Annotated in this window: 6 protein-coding genes; all 6 read left to right on the plus strand. The window is 77.6% G+C overall.

Translation table 11 applies throughout. The features are described 5' to 3' along the window. Positions 1-949, plus strand: a 949-nt coding sequence (locus ACR9E3_RS32360; RefSeq protein ID WP_460385177.1) for an ABC transporter permease, incomplete at its 5' end; no start/stop codon positions are given. Next, positions 946-2,625 carry a serine/threonine-protein kinase gene (locus ACR9E3_RS32365; RefSeq protein WP_460385178.1) on the plus strand — a complete coding sequence of 560 codons (1,680 nt, stop codon included), beginning with the start codon at positions 946-948 and terminating at the stop codon, positions 2,623-2,625. The genes ACR9E3_RS32360 and ACR9E3_RS32365, both read left to right, overlap by 4 nt. Before the next feature lie 220 nt (positions 2,626-2,845). Beyond that, positions 2,846-4,759 carry a serine/threonine-protein kinase gene (locus ACR9E3_RS32370; protein WP_460385180.1) on the plus strand — a complete coding sequence of 638 codons (1,914 nt, stop codon included), beginning with the start codon at positions 2,846-2,848 and terminating at the stop codon, positions 4,757-4,759. Positions 4,760-4,796: 37 nt separating this feature from the next. Next, the gene (locus tag ACR9E3_RS32375; protein WP_460385182.1) at positions 4,797-6,884 is read left to right on the plus strand and encodes a hypothetical protein; all 2,088 of its coding nucleotides are present in this window, start codon (positions 4,797-4,799) and stop codon (positions 6,882-6,884) included. Between the two features lie 122 nt (positions 6,885-7,006). Then, complete coding sequence (locus tag ACR9E3_RS32380; RefSeq protein ID WP_460385184.1) at positions 7,007-7,585, plus strand: hypothetical protein; 579 nt, start codon at positions 7,007-7,009, stop codon at positions 7,583-7,585. After that, the coding region (locus tag ACR9E3_RS32385; protein ID WP_460385185.1) for an FHA domain-containing protein at positions 7,585-8,673 on the plus strand (1,089 nt) is incomplete at its 3' end. The genes ACR9E3_RS32380 and ACR9E3_RS32385, both read left to right, overlap by 1 nt.

The raw sequence follows: 8,673 nt of genomic DNA on the forward strand, positions 1-8,673 counted from the left end.
CTCGCTCGCCGAGCGCTACATCGGCACCGCGCCGCCGTCGCACGCACCCGCCGTGCGGAGTCCCTCGACGCCGCCGGTGGCGTCGGCCCCGCCGCCGCGTCAGCAGTCGGCGCCCGCCCAGTTCGGGATCCTCGCGCGCCGCTACCTCGCGGTGATCGCCGCGGACCGCCAGTACACGATCTTCATGGCCGTGCTGCCGCTGGTGCTGGCGCTGCTGTCGCACGCACTGCCCGTGGACACCGGGCTGTCGCTCGCCGAGCAGCTGCGCGGCGTCTCCGGCGCGCCGCAGAGCCTGCTCATGGTGTTCATCGTGGGCGCGGCGCTCATGGGGTCGGCGGCGTCGATCCGCGAGCTGGTCAAGGAACGCGAGATCTACCGCCGTGAGCGGGCGATCGGGCTGTCCCGGGCGGCATACCTGCTGTCCAAGGTCGTGGTGCTCGCCGTGATCACCGGCCTGCAGGGCGTCGTCCTCGGCGTCCTCGGGATCCTGGGGCGCCCCGGACCCGACCAGGCCGTCGCCCTCGGCGACCCCCGCCTCGAGATCCTCGTCGCGATCGCCGCGACCACCGTCGCGAGCATGGCCGTCGGGCTCGCCGTGTCGGCCTGGATCGACAACGCCGACCGCGGGATGCCGCTGCTCGTGCTCCTCGCGATGCTGCAGTTCATCCTGTCCAGCGCCCTGCTGCAGATCCAGGACAGCCCCGTCCTCGCGCAGCTGTCGTGGTTCGTGCCGGCCCGCTGGGGCTTCGCGCTGGGCGCGTCGACCATCGGCGTGCGCAGCGGGCCGGGCACGCCGCCGCCCTACACCGACGCCGAACCGCTCTGGGAGCACACCGCCGCCACCTGGTGGTTCGACCTCGGTGCCCTCGCCGGCGTCACCGTCCTGTTCGTCGTCGTCACCGCGCTCCTGCTGCGCCGCCTCGACCCGCGCGCACGGAGACCTCGATGACCGTCACCGCCGGCCGCCACGCGCTCGCCGACGTCACGAGCGACACCGACGCCGGGCGGATGTTCGGGCCCTACCGGCTCGAGGAGTGCCTCGGTCGGGGCGGGACGGGCGAGGTCTTCCGCGCCCACGACACGGGACGCGGACGGACCGTCGCGCTGAAGCGCCTGCACGCGGGGCCGGCGCGGAGCGCGGGGGACGCCGACCGCTTCTACCGTGCCGCGCGCACGGCCGCCCGCCTCTCCTCGCCGCACGTCATCCCGATCCACGACTTCGGAACGATCGACGGGCGGCGCTACCTCGCGATGCGCCTGGTGCCCGGGACCGACCTCGCCACGGAGATCGACCAGGGCGGCCCGCTGCGCCCGGCCCGGGTGGTGTCGATCGTGCGCCAGATCGCGGACGCGCTCGACGCCGCGCACGCCGACGGGCTCGCGCACGGCGACCTCACACCGTCGACCGTGCTCCTCGCCCCGCAGGCCGGACGCGACGTCGTCTACCTCACGGACATCGGGATCGCCTGCGCCGTGCACGACGTCGACCAGGGCGACCAGGGCGACCAGGGCGACGACCGCGCCCCGCGGACGCCCGCCGCGACGACGAGGGCGGGCGCCACCGGCCGCGGGGTCGACCCCACCGGCGACCTGCGCGCGCTCGGCTGCCTGCTCGTCGAGGCGCTCAGCGGCCGCCCCGCGTTCCCCGGGGCGACCACGGCGCCGCGCGGGGCCGTGCCGCCGAGGGTCACCGAGCGGGTGCCGGGGCTGCCGCCCGCGATCGACGCGGTGGTGGCCCGCGCGCTGGCCGACGCGCCGGCCGACCGGTACGCCTCGGCGGGCGAGCTCGCCGAGGCGGCGCACCGCGCGCTCACCGGCGCGTCCACCGCGAGCGCGCCCGCGGGACCGCCCGTGGTGACGCCGCCGCGCGGGGCGCGTTACGTCGTCGTCCTGGACGCCCCGCCCGGCGGGAGCAGCACCGGGACCCGCCAGCCGCTGGTGGCGGCCCCGGCCGCCGCGCCGACCCGGCGCCCGGTCCCGCCACGTCCGATCCCGACGACCGTCCCGCCGCGACCCGCACGGCGACGGGCGCCGTCCCCGGCGTCCTGGTGGGTCGGCGGCGGGCTCGTCGCCGCGATCCTCGCCGTCCTGGGGCTGCTGACGGTCACCGGCGTCGTCGCCGGGGACGACCCCCATCCGGCGCCGACGCCCCCGGTCACCGCCCCGATCACCACCCCGGTCACCGACCCGGGCGGGCTCGCGGCCGCGTTCCCCGACGTCGCCCGGCTCGGCGGGGCCTGCGCGCCGTACGCACCGGGGCCCCAGGAGTACGCCACGTCGACCGGCGCGCGGCCGGTGGCGGTGATCCGCTGTGACCACGGCGCGGTCGTGCCGGGGGCGTACGTCTACTACACGCAGTGGCCGACCACGGCCGACGCCCGGCGCTGGCAGGCCGACCAGGCGAGCGGCGGCCCGAGCCTGGACGGCCTCGCGAGCTGGGACGACGGCACCGGCGCGGTGCAGGGACCGCGACACACCCGGGCGGCGACCGACGGCTCCGTCTACACCACGGCGGCCTACGCCGATCGTCCGTACAGCTTCGACGCGATCGCCCGGTCGCTGGACGATGCGCACCGCCTGCTCCCGTCGATGCACCTCCTGCCGGCGGCCCGGGTGCCGGCCTGAGCGGACCCGTTCGAGGTGGCACGCGGCCCCGACGAGGCGCCGCGACGACCGAGAGATGACCAACCGTGAGGGAACTCTGCGAAAAGTGTGAGAGCTATGGCCTCACACACCGCGATCGCACATACTCTCGGTGACTTTCATCCGGGGGGATGGACCTCTCCCGGAGCAGTGCCCCGACTGCCCGCTCGACCTCCACGCACCCCGATCAGGAGAACGCCCCATGAGCACCGAGGCCCCCGGCCACTCGCCGTCGCCGTCGTCGGGCGAGCCGACGGAGATGTTCGGGCCGTACCGCCTCGAGGAGCGCATCGGGCGGGGCGGGATGGGCGAGGTGTTCCGCGCGTTCGACACCTCCCGCCAGCGCACCGTGGCGGTCAAGCGCCTGCACGGCGGGCTGGCCGACGACGGCGACTACCAGGAGCGCTTCCGCCGCGAGTCGCGCACCGCGGCGCGCCTCTCGTCGCCCCACGTCATCCCGATCCACGACTTCGGCACGATCGACGGGCGCCTCTACATCGACATGCGCCTGGTCTCCGGGGTCGACCTCGCCGAGGAGATCGAGCGGAACGGCCGCCTCGAGCCCCGCCGCGCCGCGGAGATCGTCCGGCAGACCGCGGACGCCCTCGACGCCGCGCACGACGACGGCCTGATCCACCGCGACGTCAAGCCGTCGAACGTCCTGATCACCCAGCACCGCGGGCGCGACTTCGTCTACCTCGTCGACTTCGGCATCGTCCGCGCGATGGGCGGCGACACCAAGAGCTCGCTCACCGGCACCGGCTCGGCGATCGGCACGCTCGCCTACATGGCCCCCGAGCTGTTCGTGGGGCGCGACATGGACCGCCGTGTCGACGTCTACGCGCTGGGCTGCCTGCTCTTCGAGGCGATCGCCGGGCGCCCGCCCTTCGTCTCCGAGGGGCCGGGCCTGATGTACGACCACCTCAACGAGACGCCCCCGCGGCTCTCGGAGGTCGCGCCGGGGTCGCCGCCGGCCCTGGACGAGGTGCTGGCGAAGGCGATGGCGAAGGACCCCGCCGGGCGCTACGCCACCGCCGGCGACTTCGCCGACGCCGCGGTGCGCGCCGTCGGCGGCGAGGTCTCCCCGATGACGACCGGACCGGCCGACGACGCGACGTCCCGGACCCCGGGCGTCGGACCCGCGGCCGCGGGCCTGGCGGCGGCCGGCGCCGCGGCAACCAGCGGCCCGCAGAGCGGCACCCCCACCCACGTCCCCGGTCCCCGCGCACCGTCGGGCCCGCAGGCGCAGCCGTGGACCCCCGCGGCCCCGACGGGACCCTCCGGACCCCCGTCCCCGTTCGGCTCGCCGCAGGGCTCCGGCCCACAGGGCACGCCGACGTGGGGTCAGGGAGCACCCGGCCAGAGCGCGCCGCAGGGGTTCGCCCAGGGCTACCCCGGGACGGCACCCTACGGCCAGGGGTACGGCCCCGCCGGCACGGGACAGTTCCCGCCGCCGGGCGGCAGCGGGCCGCAGCCCGGCTGGTACGGCCAGCCGCCGCAGCCCCCGAAGGGCGGCAAGGGCAAGGTCGTCGCGATCGTCGCCGGCGTCGTGGTGCTGCTGCTCGTCGTCGCCGTCGGCGCGGTCGTGCTGCTCAACCAGGGCAGCTCGCCGACGCCGGCCGCCCCGCCGGTGAACCCCGGCCCCCAGACCTCCCAGCCCCAGGCCTCGACGACGCCGGCCGTCCCCGCCGGGCAGCCCGCGCTCTCGCAGGTCTTCCCGGACGTGGCGACGTCGAACTGCCGCCCGTCCACCTCGGCGGACCAGTTGACCACCAGCACCGGCGTGAACCCCACCGAGGCCTACGTCTGCGACTTCTCCAGCGCGGCCCCCGGCGCACGGGTGATCTTCGCGCGCTGGCCGGACTCGTCGGGCGCCCAGTCCTGGTACAACGACACCGCCGCCCTCGGACCGCGCATCGAGAACTTCGACGTCTGGCAGTCCGGCGGGGTCGAGCAGGGACCGCTCTACACGGCGCAGTCCAACGGCACCGTCTACTCCACCGGCATCTACAACGGCCTGCCCTACAGCTGGGAGATCCGGACGACGACGCTGGACCAGTCGAACACGGTCTTCGAGCGGGTGCAGTTCCGGGCCCGGACGAGCTTCGGCGGCTGACACCCGACCCTCACGGCACCAGGACGGGACGGACCCCGTGACCGAGGGGACCGGCGGGACGCCGGGGAGCGACGGCGACTCGCTCTCCGGCGGGCACTACCGGCTCGGCGCGGCCCTCACGGGTCTCGCCCGCTCGGCCCGCGACACCTGGGGCGACCGGGACGTCGTCGCGGTCGCCCTTCCCCAGGACGGCGGGTCGCCGGACCCCGGTGCCCTGACCCGCGTCGCCCGGGACGTCCGGCGCGGCGGGGAGCGCCCGCACCCCGGTCTCGCGCCGGTGCTCGACGTCGCCGCGGGTGCCGACCGCCGGCTGTGGCTCGTCCACGACGTGCCGGCGGGCGCCCGCGGGCTCGCCGCGCTCGACCCGGCGCCCGCCGACCAGCTGCGGGGGCACGCGCTGGTGCTCGCCGGGGCGCTCCGGGCGGCCCACGCAGCACGGCTGGTGCACGGCCGCATCGGGGCGGACGTCGTGCTGGTCGGGCCGGCGGGGTCGGACGGGTCAGGCGGCTCGGGGATCTGGCTGCTCGGCACGGCGTCGGGGGTGCGCCCGGACGACCGCCCCGGCGCCGAGGACGACGACGCCCGCGCGCTGGCCGCGACCCTCGCCGCGGTGCCGGTCATCGATGCGGGCGACGACACCGGCCACGACGCGGCCGAGCGTCTCCTCTCCGTGCTCACCCGCACCGCGCGGGCCCGCCCGGAGACCGCGGGCGGGCTCGGGACGGCGCTGCTGGAGGACCTGCGCGCGCTCGGGGGGTCGCCCCCGGACGGCGCGACGGTCCCCGCCGAGTCCCCCGTCGAGTCCCCTGTCGAGCCGCCCGGGGAACCGGCCGCGACGGGCGACGGTGAGCCCGCGATCCGGCGCACCGAGGTCATCAGCACCGCGGCGGTCGCGGGCGCCTGGTCACCGACCCGACCCGAGCCCGTCGGCGCGCCGCCCGCGGACGCACGTCCCACGACCCGCGTCGGTGTCCTGGCCGCGCCCCCGGCCGGTGCGGCTCCCGTCGCACCAACGCCCCGCTCCCCGGCCGGCGGCCCACCCGCGGGACCTCCGTCGGCCCCGCCCCGCGCCCCGGTGCCGCCGCACCCACCCCATTCGCCGCGCCCGCCACACCCACCGGCCCCGCCACACCCACCGGGCCCGTCACACCCACCGACCCCGCCACCCGCCCGCTCGCGGCGCGGGTCTGTCGTCGTCGCGGTGGCGGCGGTGCTCGTGCTGCTCGCCGGCGTGGTCGTCGCGGCGCTGTCGTTCCGCGGCGACGACACGGACGCCGCGGCGGGTGGGGGCGACCGGGTCGTCCCCACCGTGATCGGCGACGCCCGCACCGTCGAGCCGTGCGCACTCCTCGACCCCGCCGCGATCAGCGGGACCGCGCGGGTCGTGCCCGATCTCGGGAGCCCGGCCGCGTGCACCGTCCTCGCCGCGGCGCCGGGCGGGGACGTCGTGGTGGTCGCGACGCTCGAGCCGGTCGCCACCGCGGTCGCCGAGGGACAGGAGGAGCGGGTCGGGAGCCTGGTCGTCCGGCGGACCGCCCCACGGGACGGGATCTGCTCCCGCACCGTGGTGACGACCGAGGGCGTGCAGGTCGCCGTCGACGCCGCCCCCGCGTCCGGGTCGTCCGCCGACCCGTGCGCGTCCGCCGACGCCGCGACCGACGCGACGGTCCGGACGCTCCTCGCGGGCGCGCCCCTGCCGCGGCGCGCCACCGCCGACCCGCCGTCGTCCCTGACCACGGTCGACACGTGCGCCGTGCTCGCCCCCGGCGACCTCGGCGCCGTGCCCGGTCTCGACGCCGCCCGCGTCGCCCCGGGCGTCGGCGGCTGGTCGTGCCGCTGGGGCTCCGGACCCGGGGCCGGGGCCGGCGCCGGCACCGTCGTCGACGTCGGCGTCGAGCGACGCCGCACCTTCGCCGCGACGGCGGACGTCGCCGGGCGCCCCGCGACGGTCACCGACCGCCGCGACTCGTGCGACGTGGCGGTCGCCCAGCGCACGTACACGGCGGTCGACGGCTCGCCGCGGGTCGAGCTGCTGGAGGTCTCCGTCCACGGGCCGCCCGAGGACCGCTGCGCGGCGGCGACCGGCCTCGCCACGGCGGCGGTGCCCCGGCTCCCGGCGCCGTGACGTCCGGAGTGCGCCGAGGGGGTGCGCTCGCGATCGAGATGGCCGAGACTGCCGCGGGACCCGACCGAGGAGGCCGACATGACGAGCACCGCGCCGATGCCGTGGCGCGCGGGGTCGGGACGATGACGGCCTCGACCGCCACCGCGGACACGGCGGACACCGCGACCGGCGCCGCCCCGTCGAGAGGTCCGTGGATCGCGAGCGTCGCCCTCGCCGTCGCCATCGTCGTCGCGGCGGGTCTCGCGGTCGTGACGCTCGTCCGTGAGCCCGCGGGCTCGGTCGCCGCGCCGTCCACGACCCAGGACGAGCCGGTCGCGGCGCCCCTCCCGCAGGCCCCGCCCCTCCAGGGCACCGGCAACCCGGCGCCGCCCCAGGTCCCGGCCGGTCAGCCCGCCGTCACCGACACGACCGGTCGCGCGCTGCCCGCGGCGGTCGCCACCGGCGTCGGCGGCCTCTACACCGCGCTCGGCACCGGCGACCTGCCCGGCGTGCAGTCGCGCTACCGGCCCGCCGCCGCGTTCGACGCCGCGCCGTGGTCCCAGGTGGCGCCGCTGCTCACCACCGCCCCCAACCGCGAGCAGCTCCTCGCGGCCCTGCGCGAGCCACCCCAGCGCCGCTCCGGCATCTACCGCTACGCCGCGAACGGGGCCGTGGTCGGCGTCGACGCCCAGGGCCGGATGGCCTTCATGCTCCTGCCCTGATGGGAGCCCCGGACCACCTCGCCCGCCCCGGTACGCCCGCCACCGGGCCCCTCGAGGTGCGCGCGGGCGGCCAGCGGCGCACCGTGCCGCCGGGCGGCACGCTCGGCATCGGCCGCGACGAGGCGTCCGACCTTCAGGTCCTCGGTCCGCGCGTCTCCCGCGAGCACCTGCGGATCCGGGCCACCCCCGAGGGCTGGCAGCTGGTGGATCGCAGCCGCAACGGGTCGTTCGCCTCGGGGCGCCCGTTCCGCGAGATGATCCTGACCGGTCCGGTCGCCGTCCGCCTCGGCGATCCCGCGGCCGGTCCCGAGGTGCACCTCGCCGTCCTGACGCCCCCGCCGGCGACCCCCGACCCGCCGGCCGGCCCGCACGGCACGGCCGTCGTCCCGGCCGCCGCCCGGTCGTCGGCGCAGGGCCGGCTCTCCGCGGTGCACCAGCTCGCGACCACGCCGGCGCCCGGCCGCGGCACGTCGCCGCGGGTGCGGATCGGCCGCGCGGACGACAACGACGTCGTGGTCGCCGACCTGCTGGTCTCCCGGCACCACGCCGAGCTCGTCCGCCGTCCGGACGGCGGGTGGGACATCGTCGACCTCGGCAGCCCCAACGGCACCTTCGTCGACGGGGCCCGGGTCCGGCGGGCGCCGGTGGCGCCGACGTCGGTGGTCGGGATCGGGCACGCGCTGTTCCACCTCGAGGGCGGCCCGGACGGGTCGGGCCGCCTCGTCGAGCACGTCGACACCGGCGACATCGGGTTCCGCGCCGACGGGCTCGTCGTGCGCGAGGGCGACAAGACGCTGCTCTCCGGCGTCGGGTTCTCCCTCGCCCAGCGCAGCCTCCTGGCCGTCGTCGGCCCGTCGGGCGCGGGGAAGTCGACGCTGCTGCGCGCGCTGACCGGCTTCCGCCCCGCCGACGAGGGCGTCGTCGAGTACGCGGGACGCGACCTCTACGCCGACTACGACGAGCTGCGCCAGCGCATCGGCCTCGTCCCCCAGGACGACATCCTCCATCCCCAGCTCACCGTGCGCCGGGCCCTGGCGTACGCCGCACGGCTCCGCTTCCCCACCGACGTGTCGGCCGCCGACCGCGAC

The organism is Actinomycetospora sp. C-140, assembly GCF_054796175.1.